We start from the raw sequence: 15,904 nt of genomic DNA on the forward strand, positions 1-15,904 counted from the left end.
CTCATCCTGTAAGTTTGGTGTACTAATGAACTGGCGCTATACCACTGTCCTTTCCGTGTTCCTCGTTGCCGCGCAGGTGGCCGTCATGGGGACCGCAGCGGCCAGCGTGAAGCTTCCCGCTACACGCGTTGTCTACGATGCGGGTCTTCCGGAGCGCACCTTGCAGTTCACGAACCAGGACGACGGGCCAAGCGTGATGCAGGTGTGGGTCGACTCGGGCGACGAGAAGTCGACGCCCAAAACAGCGGACGCTCCGTTCATTGTTACGCCGCCGGTCTTTCGCATCGAACCGAAAGCGGGGCAGACAGTGCGCCTTGTCTTCACCGGAGCGAACCTGCCGCAAGACCGCGAATCGGTGTTCTACCTGAACACGTTGCAGATTCCATCCGTCAATGCCGCGTACGCCGACCAGAACCAGATGATGGTCATGCTGCGTAACCGGCTGAAACTTTTCTATCGTCCTGCCGGAATCGAAGGTGGCGTGCAGGACGCGTACAAGAAACTCACGTTTCGCCTTCTGGCGGGCGCCAAGGGAGCGCGTATCGCGGTCAGCAACGGTTCGGGCTATTACATGTCGCTCGTCGATGGTGCCCTGACCTGCGGCACGCACGCCGCTACGTTTGCGGCCGATATGGTCGCGCCGCGCGCAGACGCGCAATGGGACGTGAAGGGTGACTGCCCGGCAGGTGCCGCGCAAGCCAGCGTGAAAATTCACTACGTGGATGACTACGGCGCGATCCGGCCGGCGGAGTATCCAGTTTCCCCGCCTGGAGCGAAATGACATCGCGCCGCCTCGTCGCCGTACCAGGCTCGCGCCCTGGTACGCGCAAGCCTGCATGGCCGGTTCGTATGTCGCTCATCGGCGCCGCGCTCGGGTTCGCGGCGCCGCTGTGCCATGCCGCTGCCGCACCGGTCGGCGATGCAAGCCCGCCCGGCGACACGACGCTCGCGTACAGCTTTGACAGCAAGCTGCTGCTCGGCACGCCGCTCGGCGTGGCCGATATCGAGCGCTTCAACAAGGCGAACACGGTCGAGCCGGGAACCTATCGCGTCGACATCTATGTCAACGACGTATTCATCACGCGCGAGGCGATCGAATTCCGCAGTGCGGGCGGCGATGTTCATCCCTGTCTGAGCGACCACTTCCTCGCTACGGCGGGCGTCGATCTCAAGGATGCCGCCGCAGGCGGCGTGGCTCCAGTCGCATCCGGCGATAGCACGCACGGCGATGCTCCCGCCAAGGGCGCTTCAACAGACACATCCGCCTCAGGCACTTCCGGCGGCGAGGCGGCTCTGCAATGCGGGCCTATAGCGCAGCGCGTGCCGGGCGCATCGACGGCATTCGATCTGCCGCGTCTGCGTCTTAACATCACCGTTCCGCAAGCCCAGATGAAGCATGTGGCTCGCGGCGCAATCGACGCGTCCAGCTACGATGCCGGAGAAACCGCTGCCTTTCTGAACTATGACGTGAACTACTTCACGGCATCGGCATCGGGCTATAAATCCGACTCGCTGTACACGGGCATCGATGCCGGCCTGAACATCGGCCTGTGGCGTGTGAGGCAGCAGTCCACCTACAACTGGAGCAGCAGCGCCGGGATCACCCGAAGCAAGTGGAATAACATCCGCACGTATGCGGAGCGGCCGCTGGTGTCGCTCGGCAGCAAGCTCATGGTCGGGCAGAGCTACACGGGCGGTACGCTGTTGAGCTCGGTCGCCTACACGGGTTTTCATCTCGAAACCGACGACCGCATGCTGCCCGATTCGATGCGCGGTTATGCGCCGGTCGTCAACGGTGTCGCGAACACCAACGCACGCGTGGTGGTCAGCCAGAATGGCAACGTGATTTACCAGACCACGGTTGCGCCTGGCCCGTTTTCGATCACCGACCTGAACCCGACCAGCTTTCAGGGCGACCTGAGCGTTCAGGTGTTCGAAGCGAACGGTCAGGTGTCGACATTCACCGTGCCGTTCTCGGCGGTGCCCAACTCACTGCGCCCCGGTCTTTCGCACTGGAGCACGACGGTGGGCCAGGTGCGCCAGATCGAAGGCTCGGATGCAAAGTTCGCCGACCTGACTTACGAGCGCGGTCTGACCAATGCAATCACCATCAATGGCGGCCTGCGCGTTTCGCCCGACTACCAGTCGCTGATCTCCGGCGCCGTGCTCGCAACGCGAGCCGGTGCGATCGGGACGAACGTGGCCTGGTCGAACGCGCTCGACGTGGGCGGCCGTCGCGTGAACGGCTGGCTCGGCTCGATCAACTACAGCAATACCATCCAGCGGACCGGCACGACCTTCACGCTGGCCGGCTACCGCTATTCGACAGGTGGTTATCGCGATTTCGTCGATGCGCTGAGCGCGCGCGCGGCGGCGGCGCGTGGTCAGGACTGGTCGTCGACGACCTACAAGCAGCGCGACCAGTTCCTCGTCAACGTCAACCAGAACTTCGGCAGTTACGGTTCGCTGTCCGGGTCGGCTTCGACTAGCAGCTATTACGGCGGGCATGCGCGCGATACGCAATTCCAGCTTAGCTACAACAACCACTTCAAGTCGATCAGCTACAACCTGTCGCTGATCCGTCAGCAAACGGGCACGCTGTACGGCTCCAACACGCCCGGGTTGATCGGCAATACCACCGGGCAGGTCAATACGATCAATTCCCGCTCGACCACCGCGTTCATGGCGACCGTGTCGATTCCGCTCAATTTCGGAACGCGTTCGGCGTCGGTCTCGGGCAGCTTCTCGCACAGCAGCGATCAGGGAGCGATGTACCAGGCGTCGGTGAGCGGCATCGCGGACGAGGCGCAGACGCTCAGCTACGGGCTCACTGCGTCCGGGCAGACACAGGGCGGATCGAGGAGTGTCGCCGGCAACATTCAGAAGAACCTGTCGATGATTACCGTCGGTGCGAACTATTCGAACGGCAATGGCTTCTGGCAAGCCGGTGCGAATGCGCGCGGCGCGGCGGTCGCGCACTCGGGCGGCGTCACGCTCGGGCCGTATCTGAGCGACACCTTCGGCATTGTCGAAGCCAAGGGCGCGGAAGGGGCGACCGTACGCAACACACAGGGCACGAAGGTCGACGGGTGGGGGTATGCGATTGTTCCGTCGCTGACGCCGTATCGGTACAACGAGGTCGCGCTCGATACGAAGGGCATCAACCCGAACGCGGAACTGACCGGCGGTCAGGTGCGCGTCGCGCCTTACGCGGGCTCGGCCGTGCGGCTGAAGTTCGAGACGCGGATCGGCCATGCGCTGCTGATCGGTGCGACCGGTCCTGACGGAGAGCCGCTGCCGCTCGGCGCGGACGTGCTCGACAGCACGGGCGCGGCGATCGGTGTGGTCGGTCAGGGAAGTCAGGTGTACGCGCGTGTGGCGTCGGAACAGGGGGCGCTCATGGTGAAGTGGGGTAGTAAGGCATCCGAACAATGCTCGATCTCCTATCACGTCAAGGAGCAAGACCGCACGGCGCCCATTTCGCGGTTCGATGCCCAGTGTCTGGCGGTGCCGGCGGCACCCGCAGCACCGGCGGCGCCGACAGCATCCGCAGCACCGGCGGATGTTGTCAAAACCATTGTCCGGTGAGCCTTATGAATCACTCTGCCAGTCTGTTAAGTCCTATGTCGAATCCGGCCACTATCAGGAGTTTCCGGCTCGTGTCCGCACGCCTGTTGAACGTCCTGCGGTCTATGCCGCGTCAAGGCGCGAACGTCTTGCTTTCGGTACTGCTGATCGCGGCTTGCATCGCCCTGCCGATGCGGGCGAACGCGCAGTCGACCTCCAAGGGATGCTTCAAGATCACGACCACCACCAGCAGCACGACTTCGGCGTATTACACGGACCCCGGCACGATCACGACGAGCTGGGCTGGCTCGACCGACACTGCGGGTAAAGGCGCCTACCCGATGACCCTCGCGATCAATGCGCCACCGTTCGTCCCCGATGGAACGTTGCTCGGCAGTGCCATTTCGCCTGTCTATAACCTGGGCGACGCCGGCGTTGGGAGTTACAGCCCGGAGCAGGTTCTGTTTCGGTGCTCGCCCGATTCCGCAGGAACGATGTACGAGTATTACGCGACCAACGGCGATAACACCTATGCCGGCAACGTAAGCGTGAGCGGTACGACCGGCATCGACGGCACGTACGAAACCTATTACGGCGGAATGGCATCCCGGATTACGAACATCACGACCGGGGAATACCTTACGCGATACTACAAGGGGCGCCAGCTCACCGGACTCGACACGGACAGCCAGGGGTGGTTTCTCGTCAAGGCGAAGAACTTCAGTCAGTACAAGCTGGAAATCTTCCAGTGCTCGACCTGCCCAAGCGCCGACACGAGCACGACCGGCACGTGGGCGTATTCCCAGCCCATGGGCTACGTGGCGTTCGCCGGGGGGGCGAGCGGCAACATCCTCTCGTCTGGCCTCACCGCCGGACTCGACTCTGCGTCAAACTGGCAGGGCTGGTATGCCTACTGGCCCGGCTCGATCAACGCCTATTACACGGTCATCATAAGACGGGCCGCAACCTGCGCGGTGACGAATGCGACGCCAAGCGTGCTGTTCCCGACAGCTACGATTGCCGGGCTGAACCAGGGGCAATCGACGCAGGTGCCTGTCACGATCCAGATGCAGTGCCAGACGACCAAGCCGTCCAACTTGAGTGCGTTCGCGAGCGGCACCGCGGCGAACCAGACTGCGCTCGGCGTGCTTGCGCAGCCAGCCAATGCGCAAAGCGCGGTTAGCGCTGGGCTCACGACCACGGGAAGCGGTGTCACCTACCTGCTTTCGGACGGTTACGGCACCGATACGAGTGTAGCGACTGGCGTGGGCGTGGCGCTGTCGAGGCCGAATGGCACCGCGCTGAATTTCCTCACCAACCAGTACGTGACGACTGGCGGTGCGCCAGACGGCTGGGACCCGGTGCTGAACGACGCCACCGCCAACGGGGCGGCGACCGGCGGCATCACCACCTACACGCGCACGATCAATGCGACGTTCAAGGCATTTGCGCCCGGCGTAACGCCTGTGACCGCGGGACGCTATAACGCGACCGCGCAGGTCATCGTGCGGGTGCAATAGGAGTCGTCGATGGGCAAAGCCGTCGCTCGCCTTGCAGATATCCACGCGCGATCACCGTCAGCGCGCGGGCGCTGTGCATCCCTTGCCGTGTCCTGGTGGCGCACTGGTGTGCGTCACATCGCTCGACGCAGCAGTCTGCCGGTCCTGCTGGCCGGGCTGGCGTGCTGCGTTCATGCCGTCGCTGGCGTGACGCCGGAAACGTCGCGTGTCATTTTTAGCGCCGGTGCTGTCGAGCAGTCGGTGCAGGTCTACAACCTGAACAAGTATCCGGTGCTGGTGCAGGCGTGGGTGGACGATGGCCGGCTCGACGTTCTGCCGCAGGATTCGAAGTCGCCGGTGGTGGTGCTTCCGCCGGTCTTCCGGATCGGCATCGGGGACCAGACGAACCTGCGCATGATCAGCGCTGGCGCGAATCTGCCGACGGACCGCGAGTCGGCGTACTGGCTCAATCTGTACGAGATACCGGCGACGCCGACGCGCACGAAGAGCGCCGACGTCGTAGACCTGACGGTCACGATGCGCACCCAGATCAAGGTGTTCATGCGGCCCGACAAGCTTCCGTATCCGGCGGCCGACCTGCACAAGCATCTCGCGTTTTCGTTGAATCGAACCGGCGATGCACTCGCGCTGACCATCGACAATCCCACGCCTTACTACGCGACGATCGGCGTTGTTCAAGTCACAATCGGCGACCGGTCGCAACAGCGTCAGGTGGACATGATCGCGCCGTTTTCCAGCGCGACGGTGAAACTCGATGCGTTGGGCAATGCCCCTGGAGACAGCGCGAAGTTGAACTACACGTTGATTGGCGACGACGGCAACACGATCGTGGATGATCGCCGGGTGTCGATCGGTAGCGCCGGTGCATCGGGCGGCGCTACGTGATTAGTGCGGCTTGATGGCGGGACGGCCTGCTGCATGGTGCTGACCGGCGCGGCGCATGCCGATGCCGTGCGGCGTTGTATCGACCAGATGAACGCTTCGTGAACGTGCGCCGCCTTTCCGATCTCAACGGCGCGCCGTTGCGGATCGCCGTCGTGGCGAGCGGTCACGATATCCGGGATGCCTGGGGACGGCCGGCGCGATAGATATGACGCTTTGCAGGTTTACTGGACGATCGCAATTTCAAGTCAGTGCCGGTTCGCGAATCCGCGATCTCTTGCCCTCAAGCCAGGCTAGTGTCGGCTTCTCCAGGTACAAGTGAATGCCGAGCGCAAATACCACCGCAAGGACCGCCACGCAGGAGGCCGTTAGATAGAGGCTGAGCGGCTTGTGAAACGCCCCGGATTTGATGGCCTTGGCGAATGCGATCATCCAGAGGCCATGAGTCAGATAAAGGACATACGACGAGTCGCCGAGCACCGTCAAGGCACGCCCGATCCGGCGGCCTCTGTCCTCCGTGTGCACGTACGCGGACACGAGAAGCGCCGCCGGAAGTCCCCAGGCCCACCATCTGAATGAAGGAGGCAGGCCAAAGGTTGCTGCATCGGGTGAGGCCACAGCAGCCCACCCGAATAGCACGATACATGCCGTCAGCACTGTCCACCTGACACGGCGGCCCGGTGTGGGCAGCCATACGCTCAACAAGCCAAGAAAGACGCCGAAAAGAAATTCAATTACGAGTGGATTTCCATAATATTGGGCTTGTGCAGCGGCCCCGACCATCTTGAGCGCTACAGGCACGCCGGCGATCAGGGCAACAATCGACACCACACGCAACCTTTGCCACGGCAGACAGAGTACGGCGGCGCAGACAAGGTAAAAGTAAAGCTCATAGACAAGCGTCCACGAAACGCTGACGATCAGTCCGGCCGATGTCGTGGGTGGAAGCAATAACACCGATTCGGTAAGGTCAACGGCGCCAATCTGCCTGTGAGTAAACGCGATACCACTGAAAGACAGTGCGACCACGAAGGCCAGATACGTCCAATACGGCGGAATGATTCGCGTGAGGCGACGGCCGATGAACCGCCTCGCAGACGTTTGCGAGGAGAAGCCCTTCGTCGTATGCCACATCACCAGCCCGCTGATCACGAAAAAAATATCGACACCGCATGCCCCGATACGTTGCACTGCCGGAGCGATGTGCGCCAGCGGACTTCCCGAAGCCTCTTCAAGGATATGGTGTGCCAATACCGCGAAGGCCGCGAAGAAGCGAAGATGTTGCAGCCCGCAAAGTCTAGGTTGGTGTGCTGTACGCATTTGTCTGACTCAGGGCACCCGGCAGCCGATTCTGGAGATTCGGAAAATTATAGAAATTTGCGGTCTGCGCACGTCAATTCACTGCTGCGGAATGTGATTTGGGCCACATTGTCGGGGTGCTTGCTAGCCTGTTCTGTTGTTTCCGCGTGTCGGCGGACCGCCGGACGATGATCACAGATGTTCGTCGGCACTCGCCCTCCTGCCAACGGGAGCTAAAACGGCGAGTTGGGGGCGCAACCAGGTACGCGTCGATGGCGGTGCCGGAGGTTCGCCGTCGGCAAATGGCTGGTCCGAGATCGCGAGCGAGCACGTCAACGTCGATGTGCGAATGGTCGCTTTGGCCGATGACCAGTACGACCTGATGTGAGCTGAAGGTCTGCTTCTTGAGCGCTACGCCCGCTTCAATAGCGATGCGGTGACGTTGCCTATCGGCGGCAATTGTCGGAACTGCGGCACGCCAGCAGGTACCCAACGGCCGTTTCGCCGTCACTGACCGTGAAGTCTGCAAACTCATCCCAAAGGGCGAACATCGCATCGTCAGACTGTCTGTCCGCCGTCGACGGGAGGGGCGCCGTCGGCACTGGCAGGGCTGGACTTACACGATCACCTATTCAGGTTATTTTCGGGCGCCTGGGATCAATCTACGATCCAGTCGAAGATCCAGGCCGCCATTGCATTGCAGTGTGGCCATCACAACCACAGATCCAGGGACCAGACCTTGTCGTCGAAGGAAGGAGATCACGCCATGATTTCTGTACCGAAAACGGGTCGTCAGGCAGCGAAGCGTCATGCCGCGTATCTCGCTGGACTCGCTGCAATTGCAGGCGTCGCTGTGGCCACGCTCTATGGGCTGCAAACGCAGCCGATGGAGGGGGACGCTGCGGGACAGGCTGGCGGGGGCTACGAGAAGGCTTGGGCTGTGGTGGCGGCCTCGGGTGACGCCGGAACGTTTGTCGCCTCGAACTATCGGACGTGCATCGAAGCCCGGGACACAGGCTACACCGCGACGGATTGGTGGCTCACCCTCGTGCACTCGCGCTTGAACACGGCGGCGCAGTGCGGCCTGAAAACCGTCTCGCTTGCATCGGTGAAGGGTGACGCGTTTGTCGCTCAGGTGAAGGGCGTGATCAGCGGCCTGCCCACGCAAATTGCCGTGCCTGACCAACCGGCTCGTACGCTCAGATGGTTCGTCATTGACGATCGGCCAACGTGATGCGCTGATCTCGCGCGCTATTTTGATTTACTCACGGAGCAGTCTGCCCGGCTTCCGGCTTCACAAAAGGAAGGTAGCGCTCAACGAGTTGCCACGCTTAAGGAGTCGCGACATGAGCTACCCGAGTCGGGTCATAACCGTTCTAACCTGCTGCGTGGTCACGACAATGGCGACCGCCGGATTTCAACGCTGTATGGCCGCGACCGGTAACGCCGATTTCGATTCCGGGCTGGATGACTCCGCCCAGGTGCCACATGCCTTGGGAAACACGCCGTTTCCGCACTTCGATCCATCGCAGATCTTGTTTGCAATGCAGCCAGCGTCGGATGACTCGATTGCTCTTTGCATTCCGGACCTCTTTTGCTCACTCGAAGTTCGATAGCGCGGGCGGCCTGAGCACACTTAACGATTAGACGAGCCCATTAAAGGGGGGGCTTTGCACAAAGGGCGGCGGCCCAATCCGCAATTGAATCAGTTTGTGGAATCAAGGCGCCTCAGCACCGAGCGGTCCGCTCGGGGCCAGTTCGCGCGATGGGAGCTCCCAATGAGGACCTGTCGCGACACGTCGAAGGAGCAACCATGCTCGCCCGCCACATCATGAAGACGTCAGTCGTCACCGCAGCACCGAACATGACGATCCACGAGGCCGCACAACTGCTCGTCGTCAACAGTATCAGCGGCATGCCGGTCGTTGATGCGATCGGAAGGGTCGTCGGCATGATCTCCCATGGCGACCTGCTGCACAGGGTAGAAAACGGGACCATTCATGGCAAGCGTCAGTGGTGGCACGAGTTATTGTGGTCATCGTCTCGCGGGCAGGCCGCGAGGTATGTGAAGGAGCACGGACGTTTTGTAAAAGACGTAATGTGCGATGAGGTGATATGGATTACTGAAGACATGCGACTCGCGCAGATTGCGGATCTCATGGAGCGTCGGCATCTGAATCTCGTGCCGGTGCTGAAACACGGCAAGCTGGTCGGAATCGTCAGTCATGCAAACCTGCTCTGTACGCTCGTTTCTGCTAGAGCAACCATTGACCCGGCGTCGCCCGACGATGCAAGTCTGCGCGACGCGATAGCCCGGGAAATGCACGGGCAGCGCTGGGGGCTTCCGAAGCAGTGCGTGCTCGTCAAGGAAGGCGTCGTACATCTATGGGGCGTGATCGAGAGCATGGAGGCGAAACGCGCCATTCAGATTGCTGCCGAGGGCGTGGCGGGCGTCAAGCGGGTGGAATTTCATGCGGAGGTTCCGAGCGTGATTCCGGCGGTGTAGATTCCATACAGCGGCAGCACGTGTACGATCGATTCTTGATGGGTGAAGGTCCGGCGACATGGTCGTGGCGGATAAGTCGAAAAATGCACAGATGTGCTTGTCTCGATGTCGCTATAGCTTGAACGTCGCCGCTGTGTCTTGCGTTGTGGGGAGCGCGTTGCTACTCCGGGCCGGGTGGCGCCTAGTGCACTCGGCATACGCTGCCTGCGCATTACATGGCGGCGATTGGCGGCTCGCGACCCGCAGCGGAAATAGCCAGCCTGGAAAAGCTGACGGTCAGGAGCGTCCAGTGGACTGGCCACTACTTTTTTTGCACATCTGCGGCCTTCTTCCGAAGCTCTGTCATTAGCGTCGTCAACTCATCCGCGCCAAGCTCTTGAACGGTTTTTTGCAGGTCGGTGCTGGCTTGTACCTTGGTCTTTGCGTCTTCGGATTGGTTCTTGCAGTTTGTGAGCCACACCTCCTTTGCCTTGGCCATGTCGGAGGATGCTCCCGCTTCTTCCAGCACTTCACGCGTTTTTTTGTACGGAGGTGTTGGATTAGATACGTAATAAGGCTGTGTTATCAATATCGGCACAAACTTGAACGGATTGCCGACTATTGCTGGATTGCATGCCCACAAGCTCTGCCTCATAGACAGATTCGAGGCGATCCACGGTGTTACACCCATTTCGTCGGCGTCATTGATATGGGCCCTTACGAGACTCGATGTGAGCAGCGCCGCTACAACGTTTGGGTAGCCCATGTAGGCAGCGGTCGCTAGAGGGGATTGCTTGCCTTTGTCTTTTGCAAGAAGTCCGTCGGTCGAGCCCCCCACAACATACTGGCGGACTTCCTCGGCCGCGTTTGCTTCAGCCGCGATCATATCGTCGACTTTGCCGGTTGTTTCTCCCAAAACGTATATGCGGTCGGCCAGCGAGGTGAGCACGGCGGTAGGATCGCGTTGCGTATCTGCGGCGGTTGCCGCGCACGAAATCAATGTCGGAACCAGCAAAACGGCAGTATGCGCGAATAATTTTCTGGCAAGGTTATTCATAATTTTTGTTGACCGTTCCTTTGAGTCGCTTGGGATAGTCGCCGCCAGTACAGCAATGCTTCGAGGGTCAAAGTCATCATGCGCGGCTGTTTTGGAGATGTACGATTTACCGATTGCTCCTGGCCAATTCCAGGCACGCGGTCAGCGCCGAAAATGCGCGACCGCCATTGCCGGAATTATCACGGCGACGATGCAAATCACCCATCCTCATCTTCGATGACGGCAAGTTAGCGTTGAACCCTTCGGCGGTATTTGGCAGCAGAAAAACAATGCCGATGGCACCGATGCCCCATCGGCCCACCATCGCGAACGTTGCGTCCAAATGATGTCGTGTAACTCCCGGACGATCAGGGCCCGCTTCAGCTCTGCTACCACACCAGACCGGAAGCAGGCGCCCGCCACGCCGTCACTGCTTGCCGAGACTGTGGAAATACGCCGCCAGATTGGCGACATCCTTGTCCGACAAGCTTTTTGCCATGATCGACATCATCTCGTTCTGACGCGCGCCCGAGCGGAAGTCGTTGAGCGCCTTCGTCAGATATTGCTCCGTTTGACCGGCGAGATTGGGTGCGTCAGGCTGCTTCGATATGCCATCGATGCCATGACATGCCGCGCATTGCGCCGCCTTCGCACGCCCCGCAGAGGCATCGCCCTCTGCGAGCGATGCGTGCGAAGCGACGGCGAGCGCACCCGCGATCAGCATCCCCGTCGCCACGCGTGTCACTTCGCGCCGGTGTAGGAGATGCGGTAGATCGCGCCCGCATAGTCATCGGAGACGAGCAGCGACCCGTCCTGCAGCGTCTGCACGTCAACCGGACGCCCCATGTACTCGCCGGTCGACGTGAGCCAGCCTTCCGCGAAGACTTCGGCCTGGCCCGCCGTGCCATCGGCCTTGACCGGTATGAACATGAGGCGCGCGCCAATCGGCGTGGTGCGGTTCCACGACCCGTGCTCCGCATCGAAGATGCCGCCTTGATACTTCTGAGGGAACATCTTGCCGTTGTAGAACGTCATGCCCAGATCGGCGGCGTGCGCGGCAAACTCGACCTGAGGAAACACGATGCCGGCAGGTGGCGTCTCATCCTTGTAATCGGCCGTGCGCACCTTCCCGCCGCCATACCACGGGAAGCCGAAGTTCTCACCCATCTTCGTCGCGTGGTTCAACTCACCGGGCGGCGTGTTGTCACCCATGCCATCGACCTGGTTGTCGGTAAACCAGAGCGTTTTGTCCTTCGGATTGAAGTCGAGGCCGACTGAATTGCGAACGCCATGGGCGTAGATTTCACGGTTCTTGCCGTCCTGATCCATGCGAATGATGCCGGATAGCCCGGCTTTGCTGAGCTCCGGCAACTTGTCCTTCGGCGGCACATTCCACGGCTGACCCAGCGCGATGTACAGCTTCTTGTCCGGCCCGATACGGCAATAACGGGCGCCGTGATTGAAGCTTTCGAACTGCGTCGGAATGAGCTTGCCTTGCGGAACGACGACGGCAGCCGCGACGTCCGGCCCGCCCTCGCCGAAGAACTGCGCGGCCGGAAAGGCGAGCACGCGGTTCTGCTCGACCACGTAGAGCACGCCGTCGGGCGAGAAGCAAACGCCGTTGGGCACCTTGAAATCGACCGCTGCGGCGAACTGGGCTACATCGCTGGCCACACGCTGATGCGTGCGGTCCGTGACCTGCCACACGCGGTTCTTGCGCGTGCCGACGAACACAACACCCGTCGACGGCTCGATCGCCATGGCTCGCGCTTCGGGCACTACGGCATACAGTTCGATTTTGAAGCCCGGTGGCAGCTTGATCTGACTGAGGTTCTTGCGCAATGCATCGGCGGTCGGGCCAGTCTGCGGGACGTTTTCAACCGGTGCACTGGTGCCTGTGGTGTGGAAGTTCGATAACGTGGTGACGTTGTCCTGCGCCGCGTTCGCGTGCGAGGCGCAGGCGAGGATCGCGGCCAGGGCCACCGGCAAAAGCTTGAGCGTTGTGTTCATCGGGTTGCCTCCTGTTGTTAGGAACTTGAAAGGGCATTTGAACAAAACAGCCAACTGCTTCAATCGCGGAAGCACGCCACCGGTCAACGATGAACATGAGGATGCGGAAGCCGCGACGCGCACGGTGGCAGAGCGGGATCGACCAACGAATTCCGCTCGCCAGTGCCGGGTGCCTGGCGTACGAGATAATCGAGATCCTGGTTTGAATTGCGCAACAACTTCCGTTATTCGCCAGGACCGGGATCTTCTACATCACAACGATGTGCCAGCATCGGACAAGTATAGGAACTCTGAATAAAAAGTGTGTACGGTGAAACACTGACCAGGTGGACCGGAAGGCTGTTTGAGGTTGATGGCTGTCCGATGGGATTGGCCGTAGCAGACTGCGTGCGAATTCAACCCGTGGATGCAACACACTGGTCACCGCGCAAGCGGTGACGGTCCTTCGAAAGCAGCATCGCCGTGAAGCCGCGTCATTCCAATGTGTGCGCCTGCAACGGAGTCTGCGAGCAGTGCCGGCTCATTGCAGAAACCCTGCGTTACGCAGTGCCTCCTCGGCGGCCTCGTGGTCCTGAATGGACGTTCCGCCAGAAACCCCGATACCACCCACCAGACGCCCTTCATGGAAGAGCGGTACGCCGCCGCCTATCGGCATCAGGCGCGGATGGTGCGCCAGCGGGGCAACAGTGGGCTCCGCCATGTACTGATTCCATCGATGCGTGGCCATGCCGAACGAGGCGGCGGTCCAGGCCTTGTCGATGGCGACATCGACGGTAAGGAACGGCGCCGAATCCGCGCGCTCGAAAGCGCGCAGGTGGCCGCCTGCATCGGTAATGGCGACTGTCGCGGCGAATCCGCGCGCCGCGCAGGCGCGGCGCGCTTCTGCCAGCAAGGCTTGCGCGGCTTCCAGGCTGATGGTTGTCGTGCCGATGATCTGCGATGTCATGTTTATGCCCGTTGTCCGAATGAGAATGAATTAGCGATTGGCGACGACGACTTTGCCGATCATGTTGCCGGCCTCGACCAGCGCATGTGCCTGAATCAGACCTGCGGCGTTGATGCCATCGATGCGATGGGTCAGGGTGTGCTTGACGATGCCCTGATCGACCAGTTCCGCCACGCGGCGCAACAACGCGTGTTGGCGTGCGATGGTGCTGGTGGTGAACATCGCGCGGGTGAACATGAGCTCCCAGTGAATCGAAATGGATTTCCCCTTGAACGGTCCGATATCGAGGCCCACCGGGTCGTCGATCAGCGCGAACTGGCCTTCCGGACGCAGCACGGCGGCGATTTGCGGCACATAGGCGGCGCTTTCGTTCAAACCGGCAACGTGAGTGACATGTTCGATCCCGAGCGCGGCCAATTGGGGCCCCCATGGTTGATGGTGATCGATGACGTGATGAGCACCATGCGCGAGCACCCACTCGCGAGTTTGAGTCCGCGAGGCCGTGCCGATGACGGTCAAACCAGTCAGCTCGCGCGCCAGTTGGGTAAGAATGGAACCGACGCCGCCAGCCGCTCCGATGACCAGCAGCACGTTATTGTCGGTCGGGTCGGCAGCCTGAACGCGCAGACGCTCGAACAGCAGCTCCCACGCGGTGATCGCGGTCAACGGCAACGATGCGGCTTCGGCGAAGTCCAGCGACTTCGGCATGGGTCCGACGATGCGTTCGTCCACTGCGTGCAGTTCGCTGTTGCAACCGGGCCGCGTAATGTCACCGGCGTACCACACACGGTCGCCCGGCTTGAAGCGCGTGGCCAACGGACCGGTCGCGCGGACGATTCCCGCGGCGTCCCAGCCGCCGATGCGCGCATTGCCTTCAGGAATATCTCCACCGCGCCGGATTTTGGTATCGACCGGGTTGACCGACACAGCTTTGACTTCCACCAGCAGGTCGTAGTCGCGCAGTTCCGGCGTCGGCAGCTCGATGTCTTGCAGTGCCTGCGGATGGCTGATGGGGTGGTTCTGATAGAAGCCGATGGCCTTCATGGGAAAAACTCCTTCGGGGGACAGGCGATGATGCGAACGCGGAAGGCCACCCGCAGCGGGGCGGGACCTTCCTCCAGAGCAGCAAGGACACCATGGTATCTTTCGGCAATATGCGAATAAATGCCCACCAGGACCAAACACTTTCGGCGTTTCAATGAAAATAATCCGGCTTGATGACGTTCAGATCTTCGTGCACGCGGTGGACTTCGGCAGCTTCTCGGAGGCGGCACGCCAGCTGAACATCGCGCCTGCGCAGGCGAGTGCTTCGGTGCAGCGGCTCGAAAAGGCGTTGGGCGAGCGTCTGTTCACGCGATCCACGCGCAGTATGCAACTATCGGAGGCGGGGGAGCGCTACCTGCCGCATGCGCGGGTCATGGTCGGTGCGCGGGAGCAGGGCGAGCAGGCCCTGGCAAACGGTCGGGGAGCGCTGTCCGGCCCTCTGCGACTGTCCGCTCCGTCTGACTTTGGTCGAAACCTGCTGTTGCCGTGGCTCGACGATTTTCAGCACCAGCACCCCGGTTTGTCGCTGCACCTGAAAATGAGCGACCGCGCGGCCGACCTCATCCGCCAGCCGCTGGATGCAGCCGTGCGCTACGGATCGCTGCCGGATTCGTCGCTCCTCGGCATGAAGTTGGTCGACGACAACCGACGCGCATTGTGCGCCGCGCCGTCGTACATCGAACGGCATGGTGCACCGGCCAAAGTCGACGATCTGCGTCGACACAACTGCCTTCGGTACGTATGGAGCGAGCAGATACACGAACGCTGGCGCTTTACGCTTCCCGGCGGCGAGCGCACCGTGGCCGTCACAGGAAACCGCATCAGCGACGATGCCGATGCGGTCCGTCGCTGGGCGATAGCCGGCGAAGGCCTCGTCTATAAGTCGCGACTGGACCTCATCGATGACCTGAAGGCCGGGCGACTGATCGAGTTATTTCCGCCGGAGTATTGCGAGCCTGCGCCGTTGCACTTGATGTGTGCCCATCGTGCGCAACTGACGCCGACGATCAACGCGTTGCATGCCTTCTTGCGAGAACGTTGCTCTGCGTTGCTTGCCTGCCACCCGCCGCGTGGTTCCCAATCTGCGTAACGAAGTGCGCGTCTTCCCAATTCGG

General features: G+C 61.3%; 15 protein-coding genes. 8 read left to right on the forward strand and 7 right to left on the reverse strand.

The window, feature by feature from the left end; genetic code table 11:
- Positions 1–25: 25 nt before the first annotated feature.
- The 4 genes from L0U80_RS17715 to L0U80_RS17730 all read left to right on the forward strand — a co-directional run bounded on the left by L0U80_RS17715 (position 26) and on the right by L0U80_RS17730 (position 5,972).
- On the forward strand, positions 26–781 hold the full coding sequence (locus L0U80_RS17715) for a fimbrial biogenesis chaperone (protein WP_233867632.1): 756 nt from the start codon (positions 26–28) through the stop codon (positions 779–781).
- Complete coding sequence (locus L0U80_RS17720) at positions 778–3,588, forward strand: fimbria/pilus outer membrane usher protein (RefSeq protein WP_233867635.1); 2,811 nt, start codon at positions 778–780, stop codon at positions 3,586–3,588. Before L0U80_RS17715 ends, L0U80_RS17720 begins: the two co-directional genes overlap by 4 nt.
- A 71-nt stretch (positions 3,589–3,659) precedes the next feature.
- Positions 3,660–5,087 carry a fimbrial protein gene (locus L0U80_RS17725; RefSeq protein WP_233867638.1) on the forward strand — a complete coding sequence of 476 codons (1,428 nt, stop codon included), beginning with the start codon at positions 3,660–3,662 and terminating at the stop codon, positions 5,085–5,087.
- Positions 5,088–5,195: 108 nt separating this feature from the next.
- Entirely contained in the window at positions 5,196–5,972 is a 777-nt protein-coding gene (locus L0U80_RS17730; RefSeq protein WP_233867641.1) for a fimbrial biogenesis chaperone, read from the forward strand.
- A 240-nt stretch (positions 5,973–6,212) separates the two neighbouring features.
- Here the strand turns inward: L0U80_RS17730 and L0U80_RS17735 are convergent, their stop codons facing one another.
- Positions 6,213–7,289 carry an acyltransferase family protein gene (locus L0U80_RS17735; RefSeq protein WP_233867644.1) on the reverse strand — a complete coding sequence of 359 codons (1,077 nt, stop codon included), beginning with the start codon at positions 7,287–7,289 and terminating at the stop codon, positions 6,213–6,215.
- Positions 7,290–8,034: 745 nt separating this feature from the next.
- On the opposite strand from L0U80_RS17735, the gene L0U80_RS17740 reads away from it, so the two are divergent.
- The 3 genes from L0U80_RS17740 (at position 8,035) to L0U80_RS17750 (ending at position 9,774) form a co-directional block, all read left to right on the forward strand.
- Positions 8,035–8,502 (forward strand): hypothetical protein, encoded by a 468-nt coding sequence (locus tag L0U80_RS17740; RefSeq protein ID WP_233867647.1) that lies wholly within the window; start codon positions 8,035–8,037, stop codon positions 8,500–8,502.
- 112 nt (positions 8,503–8,614) lie between these two features.
- Entirely contained in the window at positions 8,615–8,884 is a 270-nt protein-coding gene (locus L0U80_RS17745; RefSeq protein WP_233867650.1) for a hypothetical protein, read from the forward strand.
- 197 nt (positions 8,885–9,081) lie between these two features.
- Positions 9,082–9,774, forward strand: coding sequence for a CBS domain-containing protein (locus L0U80_RS17750; protein ID WP_233867662.1), 693 nt, complete (start codon positions 9,082–9,084; stop codon positions 9,772–9,774).
- A gap of 301 nt (positions 9,775–10,075) precedes the next feature.
- On the opposite strand, the gene L0U80_RS17755 is transcribed toward L0U80_RS17750, so the two are convergent.
- From L0U80_RS17755 to L0U80_RS17780, 6 genes are all read right to left on the reverse strand, one after another.
- Positions 10,076–10,810: a hypothetical protein gene (locus tag L0U80_RS17755; protein WP_233867665.1), complete on the reverse strand. Its 735-nt coding sequence runs from the start codon at positions 10,808–10,810 to the stop codon at positions 10,076–10,078.
- Positions 10,811–10,916: 106 nt separating this feature from the next.
- Positions 10,917–11,132: a hypothetical protein gene (locus L0U80_RS17760; protein WP_233867668.1), complete on the reverse strand. Its 216-nt coding sequence runs from the start codon at positions 11,130–11,132 to the stop codon at positions 10,917–10,919.
- Between the two features lie 84 nt (positions 11,133–11,216).
- Positions 11,217–11,513 (reverse strand): c-type cytochrome, encoded by a 297-nt coding sequence (locus L0U80_RS17765; RefSeq protein ID WP_233867671.1) that lies wholly within the window; start codon positions 11,511–11,513, stop codon positions 11,217–11,219.
- 17 nt (positions 11,514–11,530) lie between these two features.
- Entirely contained in the window at positions 11,531–12,799 is a 1,269-nt protein-coding gene (locus L0U80_RS17770; protein ID WP_233867674.1) for a PQQ-dependent sugar dehydrogenase, read from the reverse strand.
- A 520-nt stretch (positions 12,800–13,319) separates the two neighbouring features.
- Positions 13,320–13,745 carry a GlcG/HbpS family heme-binding protein gene (locus tag L0U80_RS17775; RefSeq protein ID WP_233867677.1) on the reverse strand — a complete coding sequence of 142 codons (426 nt, stop codon included), beginning with the start codon at positions 13,743–13,745 and terminating at the stop codon, positions 13,320–13,322.
- A 30-nt stretch (positions 13,746–13,775) separates the two neighbouring features.
- The gene (locus tag L0U80_RS17780; protein ID WP_233867680.1) at positions 13,776–14,789 is read right to left on the reverse strand and encodes a zinc-binding alcohol dehydrogenase family protein; all 1,014 of its coding nucleotides are present in this window, start codon (positions 14,787–14,789) and stop codon (positions 13,776–13,778) included.
- 160 nt (positions 14,790–14,949) lie between these two features.
- Between L0U80_RS17780 and L0U80_RS17785 the strand changes: the two genes are divergently transcribed.
- On the forward strand, positions 14,950–15,879 hold the full coding sequence (locus tag L0U80_RS17785; RefSeq protein WP_233871392.1) for a LysR family transcriptional regulator: 930 nt from the start codon (positions 14,950–14,952) through the stop codon (positions 15,877–15,879).
- Positions 15,880–15,904 lie beyond the last annotated feature (25 nt).

Source organism: Paraburkholderia adhaesiva, assembly GCF_021390575.1.
In the GTDB taxonomy this organism is placed as follows: domain Bacteria; phylum Pseudomonadota; class Gammaproteobacteria; order Burkholderiales; family Burkholderiaceae; genus Paraburkholderia; species Paraburkholderia adhaesiva.